This window comes from Comamonas sp. A7-5 (assembly GCF_039581385.1).
GTDB classification, from domain to species: Bacteria; Pseudomonadota; Gammaproteobacteria; order Burkholderiales; family Burkholderiaceae_C; genus Comamonas; species Comamonas thiooxydans.
In genome coordinates this window covers 18,493-41,224 of record NZ_JBCPWO010000004.1, presented here as the reverse complement: position 1 = coordinate 41,224, position 22,732 = coordinate 18,493, and the positions used below count along the sequence as shown (strand labels likewise).

Genomic DNA, 22,732 nt, shown 5'->3' with positions numbered 1-22,732 from the left:
TCTCAGACCGACTGAGGATTCAACCAGAGCCATGCCGCGACCCCCGTGGCGACCCACAACACGATGATCATGATCGCCCCCGCGCGACTGCTTGGCTTCGACCCTTTTTCGGCCATCCACGCATCGGCCTGAACACGGCATTCAGCAAGAACTGATTCGGGTAGCAACTTGACAGTCAGCCAGATCAGCGCCGGAAGCAAGAGGATATCGTCCACATATCCAAGAACCGGGATGAAATCAGGAATCAGATCAATCGGGCTGGGCGCATAAGCACGACAAGAAGTCCCAGTGCTTTCGCATGCCAAGGCGTGCGGGGTGCTTTCCGGCGAACCAGAGTGTCACGCCATCGCGCTTGATCCGCTTTGCCCAAGCCTTTAAGTTGCCATTGAGATTCATAGAAATTCCGAGGACAGGTCAGAATTTTCGCTCCTTATCGATGACGGCCACGCATGTTCCGATAGCTGCCGACGCAGTTTTTGGCAGTTGGAAAAGTACGAAGCATCTACGCGCATCAAGTTACAAATGCTTGGTCAACGTTCCCAAATTCCCCTCGTTAAAGAGGCCAAGCATGGCGAGCGCCATTGCCTTGAAAGTCACTTGATGAACTACACGTCACTCTCGCTGCTTGCTGCACTTGCCATGGCTGCGGCACCTGGTCATGCAGAGGTCTACCTGGGTATAGGCTACGGTGCTCCGGCTCCCTACGTTGCTGCGCCTTCGCCTTCGTACTATTACGCGGCACCGCCCGTTCAATACGGACCACCGGCTGTTCAATACGTTCCACGGCCAGTCTATGCCCCTCGACCCGTGATAGTCGCGCCGCCGCCGGAAGCGGTTCCGGGATGGCGCTGGCAGGAGGACGGCCGACGTTGGAACAGGTGGCACAGACACCATCATCGAGGCTGGCGTGAGGATGACGACGAAGATTGATGGCGACGCCAGACGTCGGCATTGGATCTCTGTGTGGCCGCGAACGGCAGGTCCAGGGTGAAAGCTTTTTTAACGGGGCTTACTTGCGCACAGGTGTCGCCGGCAAGCACCCCATACCTTCCAAAGCAGCCTCCACCGCCTCATCCAGCGGCGTATGCGGCTCATGCCCGAGCGTCGAGACCAGCTTGGCGTTGCTCATCTCTATCCGCGTGCTCCACAAATAGCGCATCTCACGTAGCTCACGCAAGGTCGGTACAAAGGGCGCTGCAAGCGCGGTAAGCCACCAGGGAAAGGCTTTCACTTTGGGCTGGACTCCGCCGCGCTTGACGACCACGCGGCAGATCGCCGCGGCCAACTGGGTGCCGTCGGCGTCGCATTGGCCTGCCATGTGGAAGGCAGCAAAGGGGGCCAGTGTGTCGCGCCGCTGCACCAGCTCCACCATAGCGCGGGCTACGTCGGGCAGGTAAGCCCATTGGTGGCCCATGCCGGGCGTGTTGGGCATGCTGATGGACTTGACCGGCTGGCCCGGCTTTAGCATGCCCTGTGAGAACCAGCTATTGCCCGGCTTGGGTCCGAAGAAGTCCCCCGCGCGCACCACGATCACTCGGCAGCTTCGGTTGCTGGCCTGCTGCAGACGCCGCTCCATCTCCGCACGGATGGCACCCTTGGGGGTGACGGGCTGCTGCGGCGAATCTTCGTGTAACGTGGGAAAGGCGCCGGGACCATAGTTGTAGACTGAGCCAGGCAGCACGATGGTGGCGCCGTTGGCCTGCGCGGCGACAATGGTGTTGTCCAGCATGGGCAGTACCAGCTCACCCCAGCGACGGTAGCCGGGCGGGTTGACGGCGTGAACAATGACGGAGCAGCCTTCGGCGGCGGCCAGCACATCGTCGCGGTTCATTGCGTCGCCGCGCACCCAGGTCATGCCGTCGCGCAGCTCAATTTGCTGCTCGCAGTTGCGGCGCAATGCGCGCACTGTCCAGCCTGCGTCGCGTAGCTGCCGTGCCACTTCGCCACCGATACCGCCGGTGGCGCCTAGAACCAAGGCCGTGTTGCTTTCCATCCCGTTACCCCTGAATTTGTTGCGATGAGAGGGAGTTTCGGGCGGGCGCCGCTATTAAGCAATTGACCAATATATGGTAGCTGTCATACATTTTTGTATGACTAAGGACAACACTACCGAGATAGGCTGGGAGCTGTACCGCTCCTATTTGGGCGTGCTGGAAGAGGGCTCACTGTCCGGTGCGGCGCGCGCCATGGGAATTGCCCAGCCCACCGTGGGGCGGCATGTGGACGCGCTGGAAAAAGCGCTGGGAGTGACGCTGTTTACACGTTCGCAAATGGGGCTTCTACCCACCGAGGCGGCGCTTGCGCTGAAGCCGTTTGCCCAGACCATGCGCAGCGCTGCCGCTGCGCTAAAACGTGTGGCCGAAAACCAAGGCTCGGGCATCCAGGGCACAGTGCGCGTGACGGCCAGCGAGGTGATAGGGCAAGAGGTATTGCCAGCCATCCTGGCGCAACTGCAGGACACACACCCGGGCCTGACGGTGGAACTGGTGCTGACCAGCCGCGTACAGGACCTGCTGCAGCGCGAGGCCGACATCGCCGTGCGCATGACACAACCCAGACAGGAGCAACTGATTGCCAGGCGCGTTGGGGTGATGCCACTTGGCCTGCATGCGCACAAGCGCTATCTGGACAAGCACGGGACGCCAGCCTCGCTGGCCGATCTGGCGCAGCACGCGCTGATTGGCTTTGATGAAGAGGCTCCGTTCGTGCGTGCCGCACGCAAGGCATTCCCGATCTGGAGCCGCGAAAACTTTGCGGTGCGCACCGACAACGACATGGCACAGATGGCGCTGATCCGGGCTGGCTGCGGTATTGGTGTGTGCCAAGTGAATCTGGCGGCGCGCGACCCGAATCTGGTGAACATATTGCCTGGAAGCATTCCGCTGAGCCTGGAGACCTGGCTCACCATGCACGAAGATCTGCGCAACAATCCAAGCTGCAAGGTGACATTTGATGCGCTGTTGAAGGGGCTGCAGGACTACATGCTTGCCTAGTAGGTCGACACGTCTGTGGGCCAGATGCGGTTGCTTGCCAATGACCTGAGAACCTCACTTTGCTATCGGCCCCCGGAATCGACGTGAATCATGGGCAGCTCAGGCAGCAGGGAACACGCGTGCGCACAAGAAATCAACCAGAGCCCGTACCTTCGGCGACGGGTACTTGCTTGCGGGCCACAGCACATAAAAAACGCCTCTGCGCTCCATATGGTCGGGAAGTAGCGGTAGCAGCCGGCCATCGGCCAGTTGTTCACGAATGGAAAATTCCGGCAGGTAGGCAATCCCCAGTCCCTGCAAGGCAAAGCACACGCGCGTCTCGATGTTGTTGCAGATCATCGGAGTGGGCCGCTGCAACTCGGTTTCGCCGGACATGGTTCGCAGAGTCCATGGCTCCAGCTTGCCGCTATGGGGGAAGCGGTAGTGCAGACAATGGTGTTGCATCAGATCCGCAGGCTCCCGAGGTGTTCCTCGCCGAGCCAGATAATCTGGCGAAGCCACCAGCAGCGAACGGAAAGCCCCGAGCCTGCGCGTCGTGAGGCGAGAGTCATTGGGCTCAGCCACATCCGCTCGCCGAAGGTGAAGTGGTTTCGCCATTCGAGGGCGCAGTCGGTATCAGATACAGCCCGGGCCGTATCTTCGATGCCCTGGCTTTCCCTTCGGGCGGAGCCGGAATGGCTGGCACGGCCTGAGACTTTCTGCGCCTGCTGGAGGCCTTGCGGCAGGGTACACCGCACGCAATACGGACGATACGCCTGCGGTTGACGATCTATGGAAGGCGGTTCAGGAAATGGATTCCTGGTGCACCGGGCTTGTCGATTCCTGGTCGGACGAAGGCCTTGTGAAAGTCGTCCATTTCGAACTTGTGGGAGGGGGACAAGGCGCCATGACGCGTGAGCAAATCGTGCTGCATATCGTGAATCACAGCACTTATCACCGAGGTTTTGTCGGCGACATGATGTATCAGATACCTTTTACGCCGCCATCGAATGATCTGCCCGTATTCATCCGAGATCACTATCGCAACACTCGGTGAGGCGTTCAATTTCGACGGGGTGCTCTGAAATCGTGTGGTGTCGACGGTAGGGCGGAGGGTATTGGCCTGTGCCACTGCAGGCCACAGCGACATGGCGTCTGGCGCCAGGCCTACGCTCTTGAATCCCTATTCATGCCCTGCGAACTCTCTCGTGGTGTTGCAACGTTCCGAACGAAGTCAGCCACTACCGCCGCGGCCTCTTGCGGAATGGCTTGCAATAGGCAGTGTGGAGCATCAAACGCCTGAACTCTTATCTTTCGAAAACACTGCTCTGCATCAGACACGGAAGACTGCGTCACCAAGCGGTCACGTATCCCTTTCAAGTAGAGAACCGGAGCATCAATTGCTTTGGCCTGTGCTCGCACATCTACGGATACCACGGCTCTCAGCCTTGAGCGTAGAACCGTCGTTTGCACCTTGGCCAAGGCGGACCGTAGCATAAACCGAAGGCCCGGCGTCGCAAACCGGCCCAGAAGCATCAGGTTCAGTATTGGAGCAGGGGGAAGCGGAACGGGCATGGTCGCCAGGCCGCTGAGCCAGCGAAGCCCCGGCCTTGGATTGCGAACGAACGAGCAGCATAGAACAACGCCCACAACGCGTCCCGGGTATGCCGCTGCCAGTGAAATGGCAATAGGTCCTGAGAAGGATTCTCCCAGCAAGACCAAACGGCCATTGGGCGGCAAGGCTGATGTGGCAAGTTCCGTTAAATCGGTATAGGTCTGTGGCGCACCAGAAGTTGGATAGCTCACCACGACGACGGGCGTCGTCTTTGCCAATGCGGCAACGAACGGTGCGAAAAGCGCACCCGTGCCATCCATTCCAGGAAGGAGAACAAGGACCACGGGCTCAACCTCGGCAAGAGATGGCGGCTGCAAATCAGAGAATCCTGCTGAAAGGTTGTTCATGGCCGGGGGCGGTAGTTGCAACCCGGTCCATTACAGCACTTTGACTAGTCTCATTCAAAGGTCAAAGGAGCTTGTTGAGAGGGGCTGCTCGGAGGAGCAGAAGTTTTGCAACGGCCACCATCGCTCAAAATTGCGATCTTCCTGATTCCAGGCACTTCGGGGACGCGGCCGCATACAACTGCATCGCACGTCGGCACTTACGCAGGCAACGCGTTTACAAAACGGGTCTGCCATTGCAGTATCGGCTGCCTTCCCGCTCCTTCTCTGTACAGATATGCCCACACGCCTTCATGCCATCTGCTCTGACATCACAACGCTTCATGTGGGCGCCATTGTCAATGCCGCAAATTCGTCTCTCCTTGGCGGAGGTGGCGTCGATGGCGCAATCCATCGCGCGGCAGGTCCGGACCTTGTGCATGAATGCCGGCTGCTCGGGGGCTGCAAGACTGGCGATGCAAAGGTGACCAAGGCTTATCGCCTATCAGCCCACTACATCATTCACACCGTCGGACCCGTGTGGAGAGGAGGGGAAAGCGGAGAAGCAGAACTGCTCGCCAGCTGTTATCGCCGATGCATAGAGTTGGCGGAGGAGAAGTTGGTTACCTCGATTGCTTTCCCAAGCATCAGCACCGGCATATACGGGTATCCGATCGAACTGGCTGCGCAAGTGGCTGTCAGGACCGTCCAGGAAAGCCTGTCGGAACATTCGCCAATTGAAGAGCTTGTCTTCTGTTGCTTCGCACCTGCCGACTTGCTTCAGTATGAATTGATTTTGAATCGACTTGCGCCATCCGGATCCAAGTAGCACCTGAGCCTGGAGTCCTGTTTTCATGACCGCTCCTGGCCTGTAGTGGGTGCGTGACAAGCTGATCATCTCTGCATGGCGAACCCTGAAGACATCCAAGGACCCATTTACGCATGACAGGCAGGGACCAGGGCAAGCCTGGTCCATTCACATTCGTAGTTGCAGCTAGTCCATTTGCTCATCCAGGCTCAGCAGGGTAGCCGCGAGCACCTGGGTGCCGGCCAGCACCTGTCCCGGCGAAGCCCATTCCACCGCGCTATGGCTGCGTCCATCGAGACACGGGATGAAGATCATCCCCGAGAGTCCGGTCTGAGCCAGGTACATGGCATCGTGGCCGGCACCGCTCGGCATGCGTCGACAGCCCAGCCCCAGGCGCTGGGCGGATTGCTCCACGGCAGCAGCAATCAGGGGCGCGCAGGCAACGGGGTCTACATGGGTGCGAGGCTCCACGCGCCAATTCACGCCCAATCGCCCGATAGCCGGGCCGCAGCGCCGCGCCAGAATCTCCCAGAACTCCTGCAGCAGGGGGGCATGGTTGCTTCGTACCTCCAGCGTCAGGTCCACCTGGCCAGGCACGGTATTGCTGGCGTTGGGGGAGATGCTCATGCGACCTACCGTGGCAACCACGTAGTGAGGTGTGCTGCGGCTCCATTGCAGCGCCAGGCGCTGGGCCTGGCGTATGACTATTGCTGCAGCCACGAGAGCATCGCTACGCTCATTCATGGGGGTGGTGCCCGCATGATCGGGCCGGCCTTCGAAGAACAGCTGAGCGCGGCGTATGCCCACGATGTCGGTCACGGCGCCTATGTCCAGGCCTTCGCGCTCCAGCACTGGCCCTTGTTCGATGTGCAGTTCCACAAAGGCCGCAAAGCCGTCCTGTCGGCGGTCGGCCTCGGCCAGAGCTTCCGGGCGGGCGCCCAGGCGCTGCAGGGCCTGCCCCAGGGTGTCGCCCTGGCCGTCGCGGGCGGCCAGCATGTCGGCGCTGAGCTGGCCGGCCATGGCGCGGCTGCCCACACAGGAGATGCCGTAGTCACTGGGCTCTTCGCAGAGGAAGTCTATGACCTCGAAGGGGTGCTTCAGCGTGATGTCCGCGTCCTTCAGGGCATGGGCCACTTCCAGGCCAGCCAGTACACCCAGAATGCCGTCGAAGCGTCCTCCGGCGTTCACCGTATCGGTGTGCGAGCCCGTGGCCAGGGGCTTCAGGTCGTCGCACCGGCCGTGGCGGCGGCCGATGAGGTTGCCTGCTGCATCCAGGCGCACCTGCAAGCCCGCGGCTTCGAAAGATTCGCGCAGCCAAACGCGTGCGGCCTGGTACTCCGCGCTGAAGGCGCGGCGGGTCCAGGGCATGTCGGCCCGGGTGAATTGGGCGAGGTCTTCGAGGCGGCGCCACAAGCGGTCGCTGTCGATCGGCGGCAGAGCCGGGGAAAGAAGAGGGGAGCAAGTAGAAGCGTTCTGCATGGAGTAATCTTCGCCCGAGATTTACCAATAAGGAATCTTTTGATGTTTATGCAAGGTATTAGTGAAACTTTGGCTAATGCCCCCGGTTTGATGCTGTTGAGGAGTTTTTGCCTGGTCGTTCAGGAGGGCAGTTTTTCGCAGGCTGCGGAGCTGTTGCAGCTGTCCCAGCCGGCGGTCAGCCTGCAAGTGCGCCAACTGGAGCGCCATCTCGGCACACGCCTCATAGAACGCGTGGGGCGGCGTGCCGTGCCGACGGCTGCCGGGAAGACCTTGCTGGAGCAACTGCCTGCCGTGAGCGTGGCGCTGGAAGGCCTGGCCCATGCGCTGAGTGCGCATGCGCGCGAGGTGAATGGTCAGGTGCGTATAGGTACGGGTCTGACCGTGTGTCTCTATCTTCTGCCCGCCGTGTTGCGCCAGATACGGGCCAGCCATCCGGGCATCGACATCGTGGTGGTCACGGGCAATACCGAGGAGTGCGTCAAGCGCGTGGAAGACAACAGTCTGGATCTTGCCCTGGTCACCTTGCCGGTAAACCGCCGCGCCTTGCTGGCCACTCCCGTGCTGCACGACGAGCTGGTGGCCGTAGCTCGCCCGGAGATGCTGATGCCGGGCGATGCGGTTGCTGCGCCAGAGCTGAGATCCCTGCCTCTGCTTGCATTGCAGAAATCAGCCAGCACGCGCGGCGTGGTCGATGCCTGGCTGCGCCGTGCCGGTGAACTGCCGCATCCTCAGATGGAGCTTGACAGCGTCGAAGCGCTCAAGGAGATGGCGGCCATAGGCCTGGGTTATGCCGTGGTTCCGCGCATGGCCATGCAGGGGCGAGGCGCTCGAGATGACCTGGTCTCACGCTCGCTAACACCCGGATTGCAGCGAACACTGGCGATGGTATTGCGTAAGGACAAGCCATTGAGCCGTTCCTTGTCGTTGGTTTGCCAGGGTATTCAGGCTCATTGTGCAGCCTGGATGCAGCGACCAGAGGTTTGAAAGTAGTTTGATCGAATCTATCCTGGCTGCGCCAGTACCGATGTCTGCCATCGGCGAGGCAGGAACTCACTGCCTTTTGCATCGGGGTCATCAATTGGTGCACACTGGCTCTTCTGTTGCCAAGTCTCCAGTGTGGGCAGCCGCTGCCGGACGAAAGCAGCGTAGGTACATGACCTTGAGCTGACCTCCGTTAGAGGGGCTGAAGGCTGAAGACCATTGGGTTTGAGTCCGGGGGCTCGGCCCTATGGACCATGTAGCAAGAAGGTCCCAGATAATCTGTCCGCAGAAGATCACGGCTGCTCCGTCAATGACCAGCATCCATCTTGGAGCAGCCAGTAGTCGAGCCGGTGCGTCGATGCTCATCAACCGAGTAAGTCAAGCATCAAACAGCAATGAATCCGTTGCAGCACATGTTGTGCAAACGCGGGGAGGCTGCTGCCGGCCGATCCACGACGCTCGTGATCAGGGCCTTTCCGCCATAGGATCCGGATTCCAAGCCTGTCGCTGCCCTGAGTCCTCAAGAACACCCAAATGAACACTTTCTCCTTTCGCGCAGCCTGCATCGTCACAAAAGACCCGGAGGACTTCTGCCACCTTGTCGGCTTTGCCGACAAGAAGCACGACACCGAGCATTACCTGATGCTCCAACGCGCCTTCGAAGAGGATGAGGACGAGCAGGATGAAGAACTGGGCATGGATACCTACCATGTCGAGTGGAGTAGGCAGCAGAGACCTCGCTATGGCGGCATTGAGCGGTTTGTGCTGAAGCGTACCGGTGCGGAGCTCACGTTCAAACGCGAGGCGGAGGAGGGCATGGATGAGCCGAAGCAAATGTCCATCGCCTTTGATCTTTCAGCCGGCGAGTACGAGGAACTGAAGGCCGCCTTGACGAATATCTTTGCCGGGGAGAGCTGCTTTGAGATGAGCGACGGCCAGGCCATCGGGGGCGCATAGGCGTGACGAACGCAGCCCTTCGGCCAGGGTGCACTATCAAGGGAAGGACGGATGCGACGCAGCCGTGATGGTCATGGAAGCTGCTAGGCAGCATCCAGCATTGGCAATAGTTGCTGCAGACAACTCATTGCGGCGTCTCCGTCGACAACCCACATTTGGGCCAACGGTTCGGCATCATCTACCGAGAGGTAAGCCATGGTCCAGCCGGAGAAAAGGCGACTCGTTATACCTCTGGCCTCGTGCTGCGGAGTGAAGTTGGTATGGCGATTGTCCAGGGATATCTTTTTGGCCAATGCAACCACCTGCTGCTGAGGGCCCTCCATGTATTGGACGAAGCGCTGACCGTCAAAAATCAGGATTCCTGTGATCCCATGGGCCTCATTGAAGCGGCGTGAGACTCTGGTGATATCTGCGACACAGCTCGTACTGGCGTCACTGGCGATTTCACTGTGGTAGAGAAAACATCCGAGCAGGTGTTTCAAGGTTGCCTCTTACTTTTCAGCGCTGCATAGGTGCGGTTGGTGCCGGTATCGAGATCGGTTGAAGCCAGGTACCCAGAACCTATTCCTTGCAGACAGAGTTGGAGTGGTGATCAACGGGCCGATTGCTTGTCACCGGGCGACATGTGCCAACGAGACAGGTCGAGATTGATGGTGGCGCAATGCGAAGTAAGCTCCATAACAAGGGGCACCATTCTGCTGCCGCAATTCATTTGCGAGGGATGCCTGCTCTTGTGCTGCTCTTTTGGAAAGATACCAGCGCCAAGTCCATCAGCAGAACCATCGACATGCCCAGGGCCAGTACAGCCACCACCATCGGGAGTCCAAGTGCGCTGAGCACATACCTTCCCGAAGGAATTGCAAGACGATTTTCCGTCGTGCAAATGAACTCGGCTGCACTCATGCCCGTGTAGTGCATGGCACAAACGGCAAGGGCCATGATCGCTGCGGCAAGCAGGCGCATGCTTGTCTGTGCGGTATGAAATGCCAGCCACAGCGCCGCAGTTGCAGCCACGAGAGCAATCAGCACAGACATGGCGATTCGCTCATAGTCCCACTCCAGGTGGCCTCCAAAACGCATGCCATACATGCCAAGGTAGTGCATGACAACGGCGCCCAGCCCAAGCATTGATCCGGCCAAAAGCAAGCGGCCAATGCTGCGCGGGTTGCGAGCCACGATATGAAAAGCCAGAGCCGAGATTGCCACCGCGGCAATGAGCGACACACCGGTCTCCCATATCGAGTAGCCGGTCCCAAGGTCCATGCGCAGTGCAAGCATGGCAATGAAATGCATTGACCATACGCCAATGCCGCCAAGAGCAATCCCTGTGCTGCCGAGACTCATCAGATAGCTCTGACGGTCATCAATCTCCGGCTCAAGTCGCTTGGCAGAGATCAGCGCAATGAAGGCGCCAATCATTGAAATCGCGTACGACAGTACAACCAATTCCATGCTGTAGCTGGTGCTGACCACTGCATCCATGAGTCTCTCCTGGTTGCCGAACAAGAAGAATCTAGAATTTGTAAATTGACTTGTATCAAATTAATTCAAATCTATCAAGATGATTCTATGAATCAGATCTGATTCGATGCTGGGTGGATACATCAGATCTGATCTCTATTCAAAAATTGAGACAAGTCAAGGAGTATGTAAGCACTTGATACGAGAAAGCGCTCAAGGAGCGGTTGCACGGGTGCCCAAGGCGTACCGGCATCACTCTAACTGGGCGGTATCTCGCTTCGTCAGGCCATTGACCATAGAAGGCACATATGAGAGTGAACGCACCGGTAACTCAGCGGGAGTACAGCTTTGATGAGCACGCGACTCTGATGTCCACCACGGACACCGAGAGCTACATCAAATATGCCAATCAGGCGTTCATGGAGGTCAGCGGCTTCGAGCCGCAAGAGATCCTCGGCCAGACGCACAATCTGGTGCGCCACCCGGACATGCCCCCGGCCGCTTTTGCCGACATGTGGGCCACCCTCAAAAGCGGCGAGCCCTGGAGTGCACTGGTCAAGAACCGGCGCAAGAACGGGGACCACTACTGGGTACGGGCCAACGCCATTCCCATCATCCGCAATGACAAGGCCAAGGGCTATATGTCGGTGCGCACCCAGCCCGAGCGTAAAGAGGTCGAGGCGGCGCAAAAGCTGTATGAGTCCATGCACGACCAGGGCGGCTCCGCCCCCGAGCTGCACAAAGGCATAGTCTCCAAGAGGGGGCTGGGGAAGCTGCTGTCGATCTGGCGGCACATGGGGGTGCGCCGGCGCATTCGCCTGAACTCGCTGGCTTTGTGGGGCGCCCTGGTGCTCGGCGCCTGGCTGCTGGGCCAAAGCCAGATGCAGTTCCTGTCAATGGCAGCCTTCATGACGTTCGCCCTGATGGTGATGACGCTGTTGCTGGAGAGCCAGTTCGCCACGCCGCTGGAGCTGCTCAAGCGTCAGTCGCTGAACGTGGCAACCGGCAACAACCGGCAGACGGAATACTTGCAGCGCTCGGATGAAATCGGCACCACGCTGCGCACGGTCAACCAGATCGGTCTCATGTTCCGCTGGCTGGTGGACGATGTGAACCAGCAGGCGCTCAATGTTCAGCAGGCCTGTAACGAAATCGAGCAGGGCAACAGCTATCTGCACGGGCAGACGGAGCAGTTGGCGGTGAATGTGGCCCAGACCTCGGCCTCCATGGAGCAGATCACGGCCCGGGTTCAATCCAGCGCCGATACGGCGCAAAAAGCCGGTGTGCTGGCCAGTGAGGCCAGCGCGGCGGCCTTGCGCGGGGGGCAGTCCATGGATCAGATCGTCTCCACCATGGAGTCGATCACGGCCAACTCCCGCCGCATTGCCGACATCGTCGGCGTGATTGACAGCATTGCCTTTCAAACCAATTTGCTGGCGCTGAATGCGGCCGTGGAGGCCGCCCGCGCGGGCGAGCATGGCAGGGGGTTTGCCGTCGTTGCCGGCGAGGTGAGGGCCCTGGCGCAGCGCAGCGCCGATGCGGCCAAGGAGATCAAGGCGCTGATTCAGGCCAGCACGGCCACCATCGAGGCCGGCTCTCTGGTGGTCAGCGATGCGGGGAGCAATATCGGCGACATCGTCTCCCAGGCCCGCAGCGTGGCGGACTTCATTGCCGAGATCAGCAAGGCCACGCGCGAACAAAGCGAGGAGATCAGCCAGGTCGGGAAGTCGGTGGCGGACATGGACTATCTGACACAGCAGAACGCGCAGTTGGTGACCCAGGGGGCGCAGGCTTCCAGCAGCATGCAATGGCAGGTGAAAAATCTTGTGGAAGCGATTGGTGTGTTCCGGTGAGCGGCCACGCCAGCGAACAATCCTGACGACTGCTTCTGACCAGCGGGCGACTGTCTCGGAACGACCCTAGGAGGACTGCTAGGGTATTAGTGACTCCAGGCGGAGCTTGGGTTCTTCATAGACCGAGTCCTCGGCGGGATAGCGCAGGCCAGAAATGCCGCGAGCTTTCGCGCTTGCCCATACGACGCTTTCGCCAGCAGGCAATGTGTCTGGCTGCGAAGAGTAGATAGGATCTTTGAAGGCGGTTGTTGCTGGTACGAACGTCCAGCCTTGCTTGCGAAAAGCCGAAACGATATCAGGCAAGGCTGCCGCATTGATCTCATTGGTGTGCAGCAGCATCACATGCGCAGGGCTTCGACCAAGTACCTGCTTGGCCAGGCCTTCATAGTAAGTAGCCCGGTCAAGCAGGTGTTCAATGTAGGCCATCTTGACCCGGACAGCCTCGTCGTGTGAACCAGCTCGTAGAAGCGAGGAGTAGATCTGGTTGTAGTACCAATCGCTGGCATCAACGGAGACTGGAGCAGGTCTATAGCCATTTGATTTCATCCAGGACCGGATGCCGTCACGCTTTTCCTCCGTATCACCTTCTTTCAGGTAAGGAAAGCGAAGCATCGGCGCCCAAGTCGGAATGTGACGCAGAGCTGCATCGGCCTTTTTCACGTCCGCAATGAATTCGTCCAGTGTCGTCTCGGCGGATGCAAGACTGCGGTGTGTCGCCGTATGGTTGCCTACTGCATGACCTGCCTTGGCCCAATCCATGATGAGCCCCATTCCTCGATCACCGCCTATGCGAATCAGCGAGGGGAACACCATCGCTGTGATGCCAGAGTCTTTGAGGCTGGAAATGATCTGCTGATTCCAAACCTGCGCTTGGGCCTGCTTGTCGGGGTTCAGTCCATCATCAAAGGTCAAACTCAACGTCTGGGCAAAGCCCAGGGATGAAAAAAACAGAGCGGTCAGCGATGCAATAGCGCGAAGAATGGTTGTCATGAGAGCTTATGAAATACGCAAGCAGTGAACCTGCAAGTCGTTGACTGTGGGTTGACCCATTGCAGACGCCCTAGGATGTCTGCCGGCTGTCCCTAGGCGTTATCACTGCCAGAGCGCACGAAAGAATACCGGCGAATGTCCGTCCTCCGCTTCCATCCTCTGCCTTCCCAATAAGCGTGGGCAGAATGGTTCTCTTGGAGAACATCAATGTGACTCTTATGAATGCCGAGTCTTTCAAGTCCGTCCAAGCACAGCTCCACCAAGCGGGAAGCAATGCCGCGTTTTCGGTGTGTAGGCCGGACGACAAGGTGCTGCAAGTAGCCGCGGCGGCCATCGTGGCCTGACATGATGCATCCAACGATATGCTCGCCTTCTAACGCAACGAAGCTCAAACCAGGGTTGCGCAACAAGTAGCGCTGGGTAGCTTCCCGTGAATCGGCATCCCGAAAAGTAACCCCATCTGTTTTCTTCATCATTGCGGTGACGCTGTCGTAGTCCCCAATGCTCATTGGTCGGATAGATACCTGATCCACGGTGTCAGGGCAGTAGGGTGTTCTCACCGCTGTCTCCAATTTCTGGCAGTCCAACGGCGAGAGCACAATCTGCTTGAAACACGTGGACCGCTTGTGGCCGGGAGCCGCTGTCTCTGTTCGACCCATGCCGGCACTTCCCATTTCGAGCCATATGAGTGAGAAGCTATTCGCCAGAAGAAATCATGCGGCGAATCTTTGTCGCTTTTTCAAAGTGATCAAGCTTGTGTTGCTTGATCCACCATTCAGCCGCCTCCATCAGCAGGTCTGGATCATCATTTCTATTGGCGAAGAAAGCGTAAAACGAAAGGCCTACAGTTTCCCCTTTCTTCATGATTTTCTCATCGCAGATAGCAATAGCCTTGGCTCTTAAGCTCGATCTCATACCAATTTTTATCCTCAACTTTTCAAAAAAGAATTGTCATCTAGGCTAGAGACTTCAACATCAATTTCCCTGCCTCTGTCTATCTTGGAGATCAGCATCACCGTATTACACAGGATCTCAAAGTCGGCTTCTGGCCGGTTGCCGCCGTCGCTGTTCAGCCCTAGGCAGATGAGCACTTGAGCCCTTGCATCCAATCAACAAAGAACACCAGCCTCTGATGGAAAACGTCGTTCGTTGCAGAGGGCGTTTTCGCATGCTCAAGAAAGAACTCCATTTGTTCGGTCATTGCGGGAAACCGACCCGAGAAAAACCTGGCGTATTCCTCCAGAGATTCAGGCCATAGACGGTCTGCCTCAAGGCGCAGAACGTTGGTTGTGCGAACCAGCTTTTTTGCAGCCTCTTTTTTCAGCCGTCTCGTTGCGTCTTCGTCATGTGCTTGAGAGATACGGGTCATGTAGTCACGGAGAACCTGGACATAGTCTCCATTGACCGCTTTCGCAACTGCGGGTGAGGGCTGAAACGCCTGAAACCGAAGTGCCAGATCTGAACCATGAATACAGCGGCACTCATGCTTGAGCCAGTAGCCCCAGCTATGCAAATTGGCCGGGTTCAGCACATCCTCAAGTACACCTAGATCCAGATCGATCTTGGTGACTTCAGGATGACCCGCTTCCAGATTGGAACGGACACGCTCAAGAGATTCAGCCTCTGGTGTGGAAAGCGGCCTCGACAGCACCAACGTCAAATCCAAGTCCGACTTTCCGGGTTGGGCCATCGCTCTGGGCACGCTGCCGTACAGATACAGACTGTCGAGGAGTGCCCCGAGCTCCTGCACTAGACTGTCGCGCGCCTCGTCAATCAGGTTGACGAACTCGGGTTGTAGAGGTCTAGCAGGGAGAACTTTGATGAAGGTGGGAGCGGCATCACGACAGCTTTTCATCGGGTTAAGGATAGCGCAGTGGTTCACGCTGGTGCATCCCGGCCGGCAGTAGCCAACCACTGAGGGTGGTTCACAGCCCCAGGTAGTCAGTTGCCGCCATTGGCAAAGATGAAGATGCCGATGAGCCAGGCAGGAAAAATGAGCGCGCTGTGCAACAGCGATACGGCCATGAAAGTTTTCATGCGCGATAAAACCTCCGCTGCAAACGCCGTGTCCATCGCATTCCTTGATTCCTACATGTCGCATGTGCCCAAAGTCGAACCAGCTGACTTCAATGTCTGCCCTGTCTTGCTGACGCAGCCCGCCGATGATCGCTGGACTCCTCTGGAGCTAAGCGAGCCTGTAATCGGCCAAATCGGCAAGGTACCGGTTCGAACCATCATGCTGGAGAACGCAGGGCACTATCCGATCGAGGAGCCGGGTCTGTCGCAAATGGTCGATGCAATCGATGATTTCTTCCGTGAAGTGACCGGCACCGAGAGGGGGCGCTGAGTTCGGCATTCTTTCAGGCAGTGCGGCTCGCCCTGTAAATAAAGCTCAGCCCATGAATGTCTGCCTCTGGGATCCGGGCACGGTCGGCTGCTTGGCGGAGCAGAAGCTTTGCAACGCTCACCATCGCTCAAAACTGCGATTTTTCCGTTGCAAGCCCTTTCAGGGACGCGACCGCACACGGCTGCATCTCCTCGATAGCGCGGAGTAGCGAGAAATCGACAAGTCTCGGCCTTCGTCGGAGGCCTCATAATGCGCAACCATGCAAGCGCTGCGTAACTCCCTGTCACTGACCCGCCTGGTTCTGGCGTGGTTCATGCTGACGTTGAGTATTGCAATGGCTTCGCCCATAGTGCATCCAAAGGCCATCGAGGTGGTCTGTACCTCAAGTGGCAGCATGCAGGTGATCATGCTTGATGAGGACGGCCAGGCCGCGCCAGGGCTTCATCATTCGTTGGACTGTCCCTTGTGTCTGACCATCACGACACCGCCGAGCTATTCATCACCGCATCTTGAGCAGCCACAGCCGCTCGGCTTGGCGCTACAGCCTGTAGTTTCAGCGCGCATTGCCGCGCTGGTGGGGGCGCCTTTGCCCCCGCGAGGGCCGCCAACGCTCGTGTAAGTCCACTGTGCCGCCAATCGATGGCGGATACAGCCTATCGCCGTCGGGCCCAGTCCTGCACGGCCGATCTCACTTGCACGCAGATAATTCATGACCCATCCCTCTTATGGCGCGATGCCCAATGGCAGCGCGAGTTCTCTTTCGCTCGCCTTTTTTCAACGCAACAGCGTGGCCCTGGCTGTGGCCCATCTGTCATTGGCCGTTCCTCTTGCAGTAGCGAGCTCTGCCAGTTGGGCGCAAACCGACGTCACCCTGGACACCGTTACCGTACGTTCATTGGGGGACACTCCTTTGGAGCGCCCAGTGGGCACCGGCAGCCGGCTCGACCTCAATGCACGCGACACTCCGGCGAGTGTCGAGGTGACCACGCGCGAGCAACTGGAAGCTCGCGGCGACACTTCTCTGGTTGACGCAATCACGCGATCTACCGGCATCACCAGTCTGGGACATCCGGGCAACAGTGGCAGCGCGCTCTCGGTACGAGGTTTCACGGACTCCACCTCGGTCATGCGTCTATACGACGGTACGCGCCAATACGGGGGAGTCGGCGTGAGTTTTCCCTTCGACACCTGGTCTATCGACCGCATAGAAGTGCTGCGCGGACCCGCATCCGTGATCTACGGTGACGGCGCTATTGGTGGCGTGGTCAACGTGATCCCCAAAAAGCCAACGCGCGGACCTGTTCAAAATGAAGTCCAGGCCACGCTGGGAACCAGAGGCAAACGTGCATTGGCCTTCGGCAGCGCAGGCGCGATCAATGAGCAATGGTCCTATCGACTGGATGTCAGTGGCGACCAATCGAATGGCTGGGTGGATCGTGGCGATTCCAGCAATCGGACGATCTCCGGCGCTCTGCGCTGGGATGTGACACCTGACTTCAACCTGCAACTCTCGCACGCACAAGGCCGGCAAAAGCCGATGCGCTACTTCGGTACACCGCTGATCAACGGAGTACAAGACCCGGCGCTCCGAGAGCGCAACTACAACGTTGCCGACAGCCGCATCCAGTTCAAGGATCGCTGGACCGAACTGGCTGCCCAGTGGGCCCTCGGCAGCAATGTCGTCGTACGAAGCAAGCTCTATCACATTGGCAGCGACCGCTATTGGCGCAATGCTGAAGCGTATCGGTACAACGCCACTACGGGATTGATTGACCGCTCGGACAACACCGAGATCGGTCACGACCAGACGCAGACAGGCAACACCACGGATGTGAGCTTCCATGGCAGCTTGCTCGGACGTCCAAACCAGCTCTCCGTGGGCTTCGACGTGAACCGCGCATCGTTTCAGCACACCAACAACACTTACACCGGCAGCTCCGGTCCGGTCGATCCCTACAACCCCGTCCCGGGCTACTACAGCAGCTCGGTACCCTTCATTCCCCGCTATCAAAACAAGGCCGAGCAATATGCGCTGTTTGCGGAAGACCGGCTTGAACTGACGGATCGCTGGTCTGTCGTGGCGGGCACGCGCTTCGACCATGCGGACCTGTCGCGCCAGGATCTGGTGGCGGGCAATCAGGCTTTCAAACGCAGCTACTCCAACACCGGTTGGCGACTTGGCTCGGTCTACAAGCTAAGTCCTCAACTGTCCCTGTATGCGCAGGCATCCAAGGCCGCAGATCCGGTGAGCGGCCTGCTGATGTTGTCGGCGGCTAATTCCGCCTTCGACGTATCGAGCGGCAAACAGTTTGAGGTCGGTATCAAGCAATCCTTCTGGGACGGCAAGGGTGACTGGACGCTTGCGGCGTATTCCATCACCAAAAACAACTTATTGACGCGAGACCCAGCAAACCCCGCTCTGCGCATACAGGTTGGCGAACGCTCCTCCAAGGGCATCGAGGGCACCCTGTCGATGCAAGTCAGCAAGGCCGTGCAGATTGATGCCAACTTTGCGCTGCTCAAGGCTCGCTATGAGGATTTCAGCGAGTCCGTGGGCGGCATCGCTGTTTCACGCAATGGCAATATTCCCACCGACGTGCCGGAGCGTGTCGCCAATGTTTGGGTGAGCTGGAAAGTCGTGCCTGACTGGACGCTGTCCGGCGGCCTTCGCCATGTGGGCAAGCGCTATGCAGATAATGCGAACACCTTGAAACTGCCTGCCTACACCACGGCAGACCTGGCGCTGCAATGGAAGGCAACCAAGGCCACCACGTTCACGCTGCGCGGCTTCAACATCTTCGACAAGCACTACTTCACGACCTCCTACTACACCAACACGCAGTGGTTCGTCGGGGAAGGGCGACGTGTTGAGCTGACACTGAACCATCGCTTCTGAGCGCGCCGCCGATGTGGACTTCCGCCCAAGCCAAGCGGCTTGTGTTTCTGGTGCATCGATGGACCGGGGTGGGTGCATGCGTGCTGATGGCGCTCTGGCTCTTCAGCGGAGTGGTGATGCTCTTTGTCGGCTACCCCAAACTGTTGCCGACGGAGCGCCTGCAGGCATTGCCTTCCCTGAGCACCGGCCAGAGCTATCTGCCTGTTGAGGCAGCTCTGAAGCAAAGCCAGTCTGCCGACAAGGTGCAGCAGATCGTGCTCACCACCATTGCGGGCCGCCCCAGCTACCGGCTCAAGGAGGCGGACGGCACGCTGCGGGTGGTTGATGCCGGCACGGGCGTTGTTGTGCAGCCGCCCGACGACGCAACTGCCTTGCGCACCGCCAAGGCGTTCCTGTCCGGAGCAAATGGAGTGCTGCAAGGTCGCACGCAAGACGATCGCTGGACACACTCCGCATCGCTCGATCCCCATCGGCCTCTCATCAAGGTCCTGATGGACGATTCCGCATCAAGCCTGTTGTACATCTCGTCGACTACTGCCGAGGTGGTCCTGGATGTACCGCGCCATCAACGCTACTGGAACTACGTGGGAGCCTGGCTTCACTGGGTGTATATGGTGCGTGAAGGCTCCAAAGACCCTGTATGGAGCTGGCTGGTCATCGGGCTCTCGGCATTGGGAACCGTCTCAGCCATTGCCGGTGCCTTGGTGGGCATCTGGCGATGGCGCTTCAACGGTCGCTACAAATCCGGAGCCAAGACGCCGTACCGGGAGTTCCAGATGCGCTGGCATCACATCACCGGCCTCGTATTTGGAGCGATGATGATCTGCTGGATCTTCAGCGGCCTGATGTCCATGAATCCGCTTGGGATCTTCAGCCCGCAAGGACCTCGTCCCGATCTGCGCGCTTATCAGCATGCAGGTCCAGGAAGCAATCCCTTCAGGCTCACCATGCACGAAGCGCTGACACTGCTCAGCGCCGAGGGGTTTGACACGCGCGAGGTCGAATGGGAAGTACTGGATGGGCAGCCCTATCTGCTGGCATTCAATGGACTAGGGGAGACCCGCATCGTGTCCGCAAGCCTTGCTGCGCCCCAGGTAGAGCGGGAACTTGACCGTTCGAAACTAGAACAGGCCGCGAAGAAGCTGTTCCCTTTTGCCATTCGCTCGACCACGTTGCTGAACGAGTACGACGCCTACTATTACCGTCGGGGTGAGGCCTCGATGTATTCAGCAGCGGCGCGTGATCTGCCCGTGCTCCGGATGCAATTTGAAGATCCGGGAAACACCATCGTATACATCAGCCCTTACTCAGGTGATGTTGTGCTGAGCCTGGACCAAAGGCAGCGTGCAGGACGGTGGCTGTTCAATTTCCTGCACAGTTGGGACCTGCCGTGGATGCTGCGCCACGCCTGGCCGCGTGATGCCATCCTCGTTTTGCTGAGCATTGGTACGTTGGCTCTGGCACTGACCGGCATCGTGCTGGGATACAGGCGACTGAAGCTGCTCATCGGGCATAAACGCCGATTTTGATCTGGGGGATGGTGCAATCGAAGAGCGTCTCTTTACAGCCTGCCGCAAGACCCGAGCTACTTGCCTCGTGGAGCTTCGGACGCAAGCCAGACTGGTAAATGCTTCATCCTGCCTTCATTCGATGCCTTGTCCCGAAGTCTGCAATCAGGCCGGCTGCGGGAACAGCCCCACCTCCAAGCATCCAATCGCGTCACGCGGATAGCTTGCTTGCGATGTATTTCAGCGCACCTTGAAACACCCAGTGCCATCGCTCATTGGGTGGCTGGGCAAGCGGATGCCAAAAGAACTTGAAGTCATGACCGCCATCATCGCTGGTTTGATGGGTCCAGGATTCGGGTGAATGACGCACATCACACAGATGGAATGCCCAGATCTGGTCCTCGTAGCCAGATGCCCATATTCCCAGATCCAGCAAGACTTCAGATGCTTCAAGTCCACTTTCTTCGCGCAATTCGCGCAATGCCGCTTCTCTTGAGTTCTCGCCCGGTTCAATCGTGCCTTTGACAAGTTGCAGACCTGCCAGCGGGTGCTCAAATGCCAGTATTTCGATAGAGCCTTGGCCCCGAATGACCACTGGACAGGCCTTGCTTGGGCGCAATGGAGTTTCCGATCTCATCGAACTATTTTCATGCCATAGCCTGGGCTGCTCCCGCGAGTACCAGGCACTGAAGCCAGCCGAGGCCGGTTGTCCCTAAAGCACAACCTTCATGTGGTGCGCCGCGAGCCGCCACAGAGATAGCCAATCAGCATCTCCACGATGGCCTGCTCGGTCTTCTGGATCGGGTGGGGCGTTCCGGGAGGAATGACCGCGGCATGAATCAATGACTCCATGGTCCGCAACACAATCCAGGTGGCGAGATTCAGGTCTTCCTGAATGACTTCATCCCGGTGCTTCTCCAGCAGCTGACGAATGCGGCAATGAATGCTTTGATCGGCCGCGCTCTGATCCGATGGGGCATCAAAGAACGGAAACTCTTTCTCCAGCACCTGGTGCAGCTCGGGAGCAACCTGATGCGCCGCCAGCCATGCATGCACGATGGCTGCCAGCCGCTCCAGCAATCCTGGCGACGTGGTGCCCGCCAGGACGGTTTCCATGGCTGCGTGCATTTCTACCGCGTGCCGTTCATGCAGGGCCGTGATCAGGGAATCCTTGTTGGGAAAGTACTGGTAGACGGAGCCGACGCTGACCCCGGCGCGTTCGGCAACCAGATTGGTATTGGTTCCTGCATAGCCGCGCTCGCTCAAAACGCGAGCCGTGGCTTCAAGAATTGCATCGACCAAGGCCCGTGAGCGGTTCTGGCGAGGGATTCGTCGTGGTTGTGGCAGGGTCGGCATAGGTCTGTCCGCACGCGAGTTTTCAATGCGAGCAATGGCTCATATTCTTTCACATATCGAGCAAATGCTCATATTTGGAGTGATCGATGTCCATTCGTTCTCATGAAGCGGTGGCAGCAGCGGCCTGTCAGCCGCCCGCCATCAATGCATTAATCAAGCTGCTGCCAGTCACACAGGCAGTGTTCACCGGATTTCCGATCATCGGGGCGAAGTCTGTGGCGGCCCTGCTGTCTCGGGCATGGTTCGGCATCTTTGTCGCCCCATCCCTGCTGGTTGCAGTGCGGTTGCTGAGCTTCTTGCCCCAGGGAGTGCGCCATGCATGAAATCGACCACAAGCCGCGCACAGCAAGAGCCGTGGGAGTCGTGCAGGCAGTTCATTCCATCACTCACATATGCGGCGAATCACGGTGGGCGGTGACGAGATTGCAGCATTTCTTCAAGTGCAGGGAGTCGATGAACCAGCCGCCTGGGTCAAAGTCTTTCTTCCCACCGGGGAAGGGCGTGCGTACACGATACGAAGTATCGACTTCAAGGCCGGAACGCTGGATCTGGACTTTGTTCTGCATGGAACAGGATCCGGCTCCGGTCCGGCCTCTGAGTGGGCATCTCGGGCTTTGATTGGCGAACACATCGGAATCGCAGGGCCTCGCAGCGGCGGTTTCCTGCTCCCCGGCAATACACAATGGGTCATGCTGGCAGGCGATGCAACCGCTTTGCCCGGCATCCAGAGCATTGCCAGCCGTTTGCCCGCCGACATCAATGCCAAGGTCTATGCGGAAGTGCTGTCGCCAAGTGAGCATCAGCCTATCGACAGCCTGGCCAAGCTGCGCGTCCAATGGATCAATGCCCAGCCGGAACCCGGCCTGAGCCTGTGTCAGGCACTGCTGCACCGCCCCTTGCCGACAGGGCCTGGCTACATCTGGATTGCGGGAGAGTCTGCGGCCATCCGTAGCCTGAAGCATCATTACTTTCAAGAGCGAGAGCTGCCCAGGCACGGCTTGAGCGCGAAGGGATACTGGAAGTCCGGGGCGGCCGACCACCGGGAAGCGTGATGTGTTTCTCGAGTACCTGCTGTCGGCGGGGCTGATGACGGGTAGCTGCGCTCACCCGGATTCGAATGTGAGCAAGCCGGCAAGTCCGCTCAGGCGATGCCGGCGTTTGAACTCCTGTCCTTGGAATCGTCGGC

Annotated in this window: 22 protein-coding genes and 4 pseudogenes; 13 read left to right on the top strand and 13 right to left on the bottom strand. The window is 58.6% G+C overall.

From position 1 onward, the window contains the following. Positions 1-2: 2 nt before the first annotated feature. Together AAIL67_RS08220 and AAIL67_RS08215 are read right to left on the bottom strand one after the other, a co-directional pair. Positions 3-396: pseudogene (locus AAIL67_RS08220) on the bottom strand (YkvA family protein). 613 nt (positions 397-1,009) lie between these two features. Next, entirely contained in the window at positions 1,010-1,993 is a 984-nt protein-coding gene (locus AAIL67_RS08215; protein WP_063662852.1) for an NAD-dependent epimerase/dehydratase family protein, read from the bottom strand. A gap of 97 nt (positions 1,994-2,090) precedes the next feature. Here AAIL67_RS08215 and AAIL67_RS08210 point away from each other — a divergent pair, with 97 nt between their 5' ends. Beyond that, positions 2,091-2,993 carry a LysR family transcriptional regulator gene (locus AAIL67_RS08210; protein ID WP_063662850.1) on the top strand — a complete coding sequence of 301 codons (903 nt, stop codon included), beginning with the start codon at positions 2,091-2,093 and terminating at the stop codon, positions 2,991-2,993. Between the two features lie 99 nt (positions 2,994-3,092). Here the strand turns inward: AAIL67_RS08210 and AAIL67_RS08205 are convergent. Next, a pseudogene (locus AAIL67_RS08205) lies at positions 3,093-3,548 on the bottom strand (LysR substrate-binding domain-containing protein); the annotation flags it as partial. 2 nt (positions 3,549-3,550) lie between these two features. On the opposite strand from AAIL67_RS08205, the pseudogene AAIL67_RS08200 reads away from it, so the two are divergent. Together AAIL67_RS08200 and AAIL67_RS08195 are read left to right on the top strand one after the other, a co-directional pair. Continuing rightward, positions 3,551-3,682: pseudogene (locus AAIL67_RS08200) on the top strand (serine hydrolase); the annotation flags it as partial. Positions 3,683-3,717: 35 nt separating this feature from the next. Then, a pseudogene (locus AAIL67_RS08195) lies at positions 3,718-4,029 on the top strand (DinB family protein); the annotation flags it as partial. Between the two features lie 110 nt (positions 4,030-4,139). Here the strand turns inward: AAIL67_RS08195 and AAIL67_RS08190 are convergent. Next, the gene (locus AAIL67_RS08190; RefSeq protein WP_231905858.1) at positions 4,140-4,847 is read right to left on the bottom strand and encodes an alpha/beta hydrolase; all 708 of its coding nucleotides are present in this window, start codon (positions 4,845-4,847) and stop codon (positions 4,140-4,142) included. A 361-nt stretch (positions 4,848-5,208) separates the two neighbouring features. Between AAIL67_RS08190 and AAIL67_RS08185 the strand changes: the two genes are divergently transcribed. Continuing rightward, on the top strand, positions 5,209-5,739 hold the full coding sequence (locus AAIL67_RS08185; RefSeq protein ID WP_343483760.1) for an O-acetyl-ADP-ribose deacetylase: 531 nt from the start codon (positions 5,209-5,211) through the stop codon (positions 5,737-5,739). 165 nt (positions 5,740-5,904) lie between these two features. Here AAIL67_RS08185 and AAIL67_RS08180 read toward each other — a convergent pair whose 3' ends face one another. Then, a complete protein-coding gene (locus tag AAIL67_RS08180; RefSeq protein ID WP_343483758.1) occupies positions 5,905-7,197 on the bottom strand; it encodes a Zn-dependent hydrolase in 1,293 nt (430 codons plus the stop codon). A 90-nt stretch (positions 7,198-7,287) separates the two neighbouring features. Here AAIL67_RS08180 and AAIL67_RS08175 point away from each other — a divergent pair, with 90 nt between their 5' ends. Both AAIL67_RS08175 and AAIL67_RS08170 read left to right on the top strand, forming a co-directional pair. Next, entirely contained in the window at positions 7,288-8,181 is an 894-nt protein-coding gene (locus AAIL67_RS08175; RefSeq protein WP_224648225.1) for a LysR family transcriptional regulator, read from the top strand. A 531-nt stretch (positions 8,182-8,712) separates the two neighbouring features. Further along, positions 8,713-9,135, top strand: a complete 423-nt coding sequence (locus AAIL67_RS08170; protein ID WP_224648223.1) for an Imm10 family immunity protein — start codon at positions 8,713-8,715, stop codon at positions 9,133-9,135. 83 nt (positions 9,136-9,218) lie between these two features. On the opposite strand, the gene AAIL67_RS08165 is transcribed toward AAIL67_RS08170, so the two are convergent. After that, positions 9,219-9,617, bottom strand: a complete 399-nt coding sequence (locus AAIL67_RS08165) for a BLUF domain-containing protein (RefSeq protein WP_224648221.1) — start codon at positions 9,615-9,617, stop codon at positions 9,219-9,221. A gap of 226 nt (positions 9,618-9,843) precedes the next feature. Beyond that, entirely contained in the window at positions 9,844-10,617 is a 774-nt protein-coding gene (locus tag AAIL67_RS08160) for an MHYT domain-containing protein (protein WP_343483757.1), read from the bottom strand. Positions 10,618-10,904: 287 nt separating this feature from the next. Here AAIL67_RS08160 and AAIL67_RS08155 point away from each other — a divergent pair, with 287 nt between their 5' ends. Continuing rightward, the gene (locus AAIL67_RS08155) at positions 10,905-12,449 is read left to right on the top strand and encodes a methyl-accepting chemotaxis protein (RefSeq protein WP_343483756.1); all 1,545 of its coding nucleotides are present in this window, start codon (positions 10,905-10,907) and stop codon (positions 12,447-12,449) included. A 78-nt stretch (positions 12,450-12,527) separates the two neighbouring features. Here AAIL67_RS08155 and AAIL67_RS08150 read toward each other — a convergent pair whose 3' ends face one another. From AAIL67_RS08150 to AAIL67_RS08135, 4 genes are all read right to left on the bottom strand, one after another. Continuing rightward, positions 12,528-13,439, bottom strand: coding sequence for a polysaccharide deacetylase family protein (locus tag AAIL67_RS08150; RefSeq protein WP_343483755.1), 912 nt, complete (start codon positions 13,437-13,439; stop codon positions 12,528-12,530). A 92-nt stretch (positions 13,440-13,531) separates the two neighbouring features. After that, positions 13,532-13,912 carry a GNAT family N-acetyltransferase gene (locus tag AAIL67_RS08145; protein WP_343483935.1) on the bottom strand — a complete coding sequence of 127 codons (381 nt, stop codon included), beginning with the start codon at positions 13,910-13,912 and terminating at the stop codon, positions 13,532-13,534. A gap of 223 nt (positions 13,913-14,135) precedes the next feature. After that, positions 14,136-14,303: a DUF6500 family protein gene (locus tag AAIL67_RS08140; protein WP_224648214.1), complete on the bottom strand. Its 168-nt coding sequence runs from the start codon at positions 14,301-14,303 to the stop codon at positions 14,136-14,138. A gap of 211 nt (positions 14,304-14,514) precedes the next feature. Further along, positions 14,515-15,321 carry a nucleotidyltransferase domain-containing protein gene (locus tag AAIL67_RS08135; RefSeq protein ID WP_343483752.1) on the bottom strand — a complete coding sequence of 269 codons (807 nt, stop codon included), beginning with the start codon at positions 15,319-15,321 and terminating at the stop codon, positions 14,515-14,517. A 93-nt stretch (positions 15,322-15,414) separates the two neighbouring features. Between AAIL67_RS08135 and AAIL67_RS08130 the strand changes: the two genes are divergently transcribed. From AAIL67_RS08130 to AAIL67_RS08115, 4 genes are all read left to right on the top strand, one after another. Next, positions 15,415-15,786 carry a lysophospholipase gene (locus tag AAIL67_RS08130; protein WP_231905782.1) on the top strand — a complete coding sequence of 124 codons (372 nt, stop codon included), beginning with the start codon at positions 15,415-15,417 and terminating at the stop codon, positions 15,784-15,786. 259 nt (positions 15,787-16,045) lie between these two features. After that, positions 16,046-16,405, top strand: coding sequence for a DUF2946 family protein (locus AAIL67_RS08125; protein ID WP_034398669.1), 360 nt, complete (start codon positions 16,046-16,048; stop codon positions 16,403-16,405). 90 nt (positions 16,406-16,495) lie between these two features. Continuing rightward, positions 16,496-18,682, top strand: a complete 2,187-nt coding sequence (locus AAIL67_RS08120) for a TonB-dependent receptor (protein WP_253233612.1) — start codon at positions 16,496-16,498, stop codon at positions 18,680-18,682. Positions 18,683-18,693: 11 nt separating this feature from the next. Further along, on the top strand, positions 18,694-20,211 hold the full coding sequence (locus tag AAIL67_RS08115; RefSeq protein WP_343483751.1) for a PepSY domain-containing protein: 1,518 nt from the start codon (positions 18,694-18,696) through the stop codon (positions 20,209-20,211). A 190-nt stretch (positions 20,212-20,401) separates the two neighbouring features. Here AAIL67_RS08115 and AAIL67_RS08110 read toward each other — a convergent pair whose 3' ends face one another. Together AAIL67_RS08110 and AAIL67_RS08105 are read right to left on the bottom strand one after the other, a co-directional pair. Beyond that, complete coding sequence (locus AAIL67_RS08110; RefSeq protein ID WP_063661335.1) at positions 20,402-20,827, bottom strand: NUDIX domain-containing protein; 426 nt, start codon at positions 20,825-20,827, stop codon at positions 20,402-20,404. Positions 20,828-20,916: 89 nt separating this feature from the next. Continuing rightward, entirely contained in the window at positions 20,917-21,546 is a 630-nt protein-coding gene (locus tag AAIL67_RS08105; RefSeq protein ID WP_343483750.1) for a TetR/AcrR family transcriptional regulator, read from the bottom strand. Between the two features lie 86 nt (positions 21,547-21,632). Between AAIL67_RS08105 and AAIL67_RS08100 the strand changes: the two genes are divergently transcribed. Further along, complete coding sequence (locus tag AAIL67_RS08100; protein ID WP_034395483.1) at positions 21,633-21,869, top strand: hypothetical protein; 237 nt, start codon at positions 21,633-21,635, stop codon at positions 21,867-21,869. Positions 21,870-21,953: 84 nt separating this feature from the next. Next, positions 21,954-22,598: a siderophore-interacting protein gene (locus AAIL67_RS08095; RefSeq protein WP_343483749.1), complete on the top strand. Its 645-nt coding sequence runs from the start codon at positions 21,954-21,956 to the stop codon at positions 22,596-22,598. Positions 22,599-22,732 lie beyond the last annotated feature (134 nt).

What these genes read in the sequence shown, in the direction of transcription:
- AAIL67_RS08190 (WP_231905858.1), bottom strand. Translation starts at nt 4,847, where the DNA reads ATGGATGGCACGGGTGCGCTTTTCGCACCGTTCGTTGCCGCATTGGCA.
- AAIL67_RS08150 (WP_343483755.1), bottom strand. Translation starts at nt 13,439, where the DNA reads ATGACAACCATTCTTCGCGCTATTGCATCGCTGACCGCTCTGTTTTTT.
- AAIL67_RS08170 (WP_224648223.1), top strand. Translation starts at nt 8,713, where the DNA reads ATGAACACTTTCTCCTTTCGCGCAGCCTGCATCGTCACAAAAGACCCG.
- AAIL67_RS08155 (WP_343483756.1), top strand. Translation starts at nt 10,905, where the DNA reads ATGAGAGTGAACGCACCGGTAACTCAGCGGGAGTACAGCTTTGATGAG.
- AAIL67_RS08210 (WP_063662850.1), top strand. Translation starts at nt 2,091, where the DNA reads ATGACTAAGGACAACACTACCGAGATAGGCTGGGAGCTGTACCGCTCC.
- AAIL67_RS08130 (WP_231905782.1), top strand. Translation starts at nt 15,415, where the DNA reads ATGAGCCAGGCAGGAAAAATGAGCGCGCTGTGCAACAGCGATACGGCC.
- AAIL67_RS08185 (WP_343483760.1), top strand. Translation starts at nt 5,209, where the DNA reads ATGCCCACACGCCTTCATGCCATCTGCTCTGACATCACAACGCTTCAT.
- AAIL67_RS08145 (WP_343483935.1), bottom strand. Translation starts at nt 13,912, where the DNA reads ATGAAGAAAACAGATGGGGTTACTTTTCGGGATGCCGATTCACGGGAA.
- AAIL67_RS08105 (WP_343483750.1), bottom strand. Translation starts at nt 21,546, where the DNA reads ATGCCGACCCTGCCACAACCACGACGAATCCCTCGCCAGAACCGCTCA.
- AAIL67_RS08115 (WP_343483751.1), top strand. Translation starts at nt 18,694, where the DNA reads ATGTGGACTTCCGCCCAAGCCAAGCGGCTTGTGTTTCTGGTGCATCGA.
- AAIL67_RS08140 (WP_224648214.1), bottom strand. Translation starts at nt 14,303, where the DNA reads ATGAAGAAAGGGGAAACTGTAGGCCTTTCGTTTTACGCTTTCTTCGCC.
- AAIL67_RS08215 (WP_063662852.1), bottom strand. Translation starts at nt 1,993, where the DNA reads ATGGAAAGCAACACGGCCTTGGTTCTAGGCGCCACCGGCGGTATCGGT.
- AAIL67_RS08180 (WP_343483758.1), bottom strand. Translation starts at nt 7,197, where the DNA reads ATGCAGAACGCTTCTACTTGCTCCCCTCTTCTTTCCCCGGCTCTGCCG.
- AAIL67_RS08175 (WP_224648225.1), top strand. Translation starts at nt 7,288, where the DNA reads ATGCTGTTGAGGAGTTTTTGCCTGGTCGTTCAGGAGGGCAGTTTTTCG.
- AAIL67_RS08110 (WP_063661335.1), bottom strand. Translation starts at nt 20,827, where the DNA reads ATGAGATCGGAAACTCCATTGCGCCCAAGCAAGGCCTGTCCAGTGGTC.
- AAIL67_RS08100 (WP_034395483.1), top strand. Translation starts at nt 21,633, where the DNA reads ATGTCCATTCGTTCTCATGAAGCGGTGGCAGCAGCGGCCTGTCAGCCG.
- AAIL67_RS08160 (WP_343483757.1), bottom strand. Translation starts at nt 10,617, where the DNA reads ATGGATGCAGTGGTCAGCACCAGCTACAGCATGGAATTGGTTGTACTG.
- AAIL67_RS08125 (WP_034398669.1), top strand. Translation starts at nt 16,046, where the DNA reads ATGCAAGCGCTGCGTAACTCCCTGTCACTGACCCGCCTGGTTCTGGCG.
- AAIL67_RS08120 (WP_253233612.1), top strand. Translation starts at nt 16,496, where the DNA reads ATGACCCATCCCTCTTATGGCGCGATGCCCAATGGCAGCGCGAGTTCT.